The following is a 3,150-nucleotide window of genomic DNA, read 5'->3' on the forward strand; positions in this document are numbered from 1 at the left end:
ACCGGACCCGCCAGCCAGCGCGTGGCGATGGAGCAAGTGTGGCAGCAGGTAAAACTGTTGCTGGCTGAATGCACCATCTTTGAAGGCACCGAAGGTTTACCGGCGCTACTGGCGCGCGAGTTGCAGCAACGCGGCTTCCAGTTGGCGCTGAGCGAGCAGTTCACCGCCGGTTTGCTTAACTGGCAGCTGGCAGCTGCAGACGTGGCGCTCAGCAAAGCAGAGATTCTGCCGCCGCAGGATGAAGATCTGGAAACTCAGGTTGCGCGCACACGTGATTGGGCGAAACAGCAGGGCGCCGCGCTGGCATTGTCGGTGGGAAATTTAGTTGAAGGCGAAGTGTCGATTGCGCTGCACACACCGGAAGCGAGCTGGGGCCAACGCGTGAAGTTTACCCATGGACGTCATAACGTGGAAACGCGGCAGAAAGTGGTGGCGATGATGTCGATGAACATGCTGCGTCGCTGGCTGCACGGCAGCGAAGTCAGCACCGGCCACGGTTGGATTGATGTGCTGGAAACAGTGAAACGTTAATTCGTAGGGTCGCCATTCATGGCGACATACTAAAATCACAACTCGATCTCAATCTCCCCTTTGGCGCGACAGCAGCACGGCAAAATCTCGCCTTGCTGCACAAACGCCAACGGGGTTTCCGCATAATCCACTTCGCCTTTCAGCAAGCGCATACGGCAAGAGCCGCAGTAGCCTTCGCGACACTGAAACTCAACGCACAGATTGTTAGCTTCCAGCGTCGTCAGCAGATTGGGATGATCTTCTGCGCACTCCAGCCGGGAGCCGGAGCTACGCAGAATAACAACAGAGCGGCTCATACTTACAGCTGGAAGCCGTCGAAATCGTCTTCGCCCACTTCAGAATCAATCTGACCGACCAAATACGAGCTCACTTCAACTTCCTGCGGGGCAACCTGCACGTTGTCCGACACCAGCCATGAGTTGATCCATGGAATCGGGTTGGAACGCGTCTGGAACGGCAGATCAAGACCGACCGCCTGCATACGGATGTTGGTGATGTACTCAATGTACTGGCACAGAATGTCTTTGTTCAGGCCAATCATCGAGCCGCCGCTGAACAGATATTCTGCCCACTCTTTTTCCTGCTCGGCTGCCTTCTTGAACAGGTCGTAGCATTCGTCGCGGCACTCTGCAGCAATGGCTTTCATCTCTGGATCGTCTTCACCGGTGCGCAGCAGGTTCAGCATGTGCTGGGTGCCAGTCAGGTGCAGCGCTTCATCACGTGCAATCAGCTTGATGATTTTGGCGTTACCTTCCATCAGCTCGCGCTCGGCGAAAGCAAATGAACAGGCGAAGCTGACGTAGAAACGAATCGCTTCCAGCGCATTGACGCTCATCAGGCAGATATAGAGCTGCTTTTTCAGATCGCGCAGGTTCACGGTAACGGTTTTACCGTTGACCTGATGCGTGCCTTCGCCCAGCAGATGCCAGTAGCTGGTCATCTCTATCAGATCATCGTAGTACTTCGAGATGTCTTCGGCGCGCGCCAGAATCTGCTCGTTGGTGACGATATCGTCAAACACCACCGCCGGATCGTTAACGATGTTACGGATGATGTGGGTGTAAGAGCGCGAGTGAATGGTCTCGGAGAAGGCCCAGGTTTCAATCCAGGTTTCCAGCTCAGGAATAGAGATCAGCGGCAACAGCGCCACGTTCGGGCTACGGCCCTGAATGGAGTCCAGCAGCGTTTGATACTTCAGGTTGCTGATGAAGATGTGCTTTTCATGCTCTGGCAGCGCCTGGTAATCGATGCGATCGCGCGAGACGTCGACTTCTTCCGGACGCCAGAAGAAGGAGAGCTGCTTCTCAATCAGCTTTTCAAAGATGTCATATTTCTGCTGGTCGAAACGGGCAACGTTGACGGACTGGCCAAAGAACATCGGCTCTTTCAGCTGGTCATTTTTGTTCTGCGAGAATGTGGTGTAAGCCATTTTGAGTCCAAATGTGAAGAGGGCCGACCAATGTCGGCCCTGACAAGATGAGATTAGATCTTACATGCGCCGCTTTCGCAGCCATCATCCTGAATGGAAGGCGCCAGATCGTCCTGTGCATCTTCCGCACCGTCGCGGGTGTTTTGATAGTACAGGGTTTTCACGCCGAACTTGTACGCGGTCAGCAGATCTTTCAGCAACTGTTTCATCGGCACTTTGCCATTAGCAAAACGGCTCGGATCGTAGTTGGTGTTCGACGAAATCGCCTGATCGATGAACTTCTGCATCACGCCGACCAGCTGCAGATAACCGTCGTTAGACGGCATTTCCCACAGCAGTTCGTACTGATCTTTCAGACGCTCATACTCTGGCACCACCTGACGCAGAATGCCGTCTTTCGAAGCTTTGATGCTGATGTGTCCGCGCGGCGGCTCAATACCGTTGGTGGCATTTGAAATCTGCGAAGAGGTTTCAGACGGCATCAGCGCGGAGAGCGTTGAGTTGCGCAGACCGTGCGTGGTGATGGACTCACGCAGGCCTTCCCAATCCAGATGCAGCGGCTCGTTGCACACCGCGTCGAGATCCTTTTTATAGGTATCGATCGGCAGAATGCCCTGCGAATAAGTGGTCTCTTTGAACCACGGGCACGCACCTTGCTCTTTCGCCAATTCATTCGAGGCTTTCAGCAGGTAGTACTGAATGGCTTCGAAGGTTTTGTGCGTCAGGTTGTTCGCGCTGCCATCGGAGTAGCGCACGCCGTTTTTCGCCAGATAATACGCGTAATTGATCACGCCAATACCCAGCGTACGACGGCCCATTGCGCCGCGTTGTGCTGCCGGGATTGGGTAATCCTGATAATCCAGCAGCGCATCCAGTGCACGCACCGCAAGGGTGGCCAGCTCTTCCAGATCGTCGAGGCTGTTAATTGCACCGAGGTTAAAGGCTGACAGCGTACACAGGGCGATTTCGCCGCTTTCGTCATTGACGTCATTCAGCGGTTTGGTCGGCAGTGCGATCTCGAGGCACAGGTTCGACTGACGAACCGGCGCGATGCTTGGATCGAACGGGCTGTGCGTGTTGCAGTGGTCGACGTTCTGGATGTAGATACGGCCAGTAGAAGCACGTTCCTGCATCATCAGTGAGAACAGCTCAACGGCTTTCACGCGCTGCTTGCGGATGCTGTCGTCTTT

General features: G+C 54.8%; 2 protein-coding genes and 2 pseudogenes. 1 reads left to right on the forward strand and 3 read right to left on the reverse strand.

The features are described 5' to 3' along the window. Positions 1 to 531 (forward strand): annotated as a pseudogene (locus RTY00_RS20005) (competence/damage-inducible protein A); the annotation flags it as partial. A 35-nt stretch (positions 532 to 566) separates the two neighbouring features. Here the strand turns inward: RTY00_RS20005 and yfaE are convergent. The 3 genes and pseudogenes from yfaE to RTY00_RS20020 all read right to left on the reverse strand — a co-directional run. Then, positions 567 to 827, reverse strand: a complete 261-nt coding sequence (yfaE, locus tag RTY00_RS20010) for a class I ribonucleotide reductase maintenance protein YfaE (RefSeq protein WP_008105122.1) — start codon at positions 825 to 827, stop codon at positions 567 to 569. A gap of 2 nt (positions 828 to 829) precedes the next feature. Further along, positions 830 to 1,960 carry a class Ia ribonucleoside-diphosphate reductase subunit beta gene (nrdB, locus tag RTY00_RS20015; RefSeq protein WP_007889356.1) on the reverse strand — a complete coding sequence of 377 codons (1,131 nt, stop codon included), beginning with the start codon at positions 1,958 to 1,960 and terminating at the stop codon, positions 830 to 832. 53 nt (positions 1,961 to 2,013) lie between these two features. Beyond that, a pseudogene (locus RTY00_RS20020) lies at positions 2,014 to 3,150 on the reverse strand (ribonucleotide-diphosphate reductase subunit alpha); the annotation flags it as partial.

This window comes from Pantoea sp. CTOTU49201, assembly GCF_032054795.1.
Classification (GTDB): domain Bacteria; phylum Pseudomonadota; class Gammaproteobacteria; order Enterobacterales; family Enterobacteriaceae; genus Pantoea; species Pantoea symbiotica.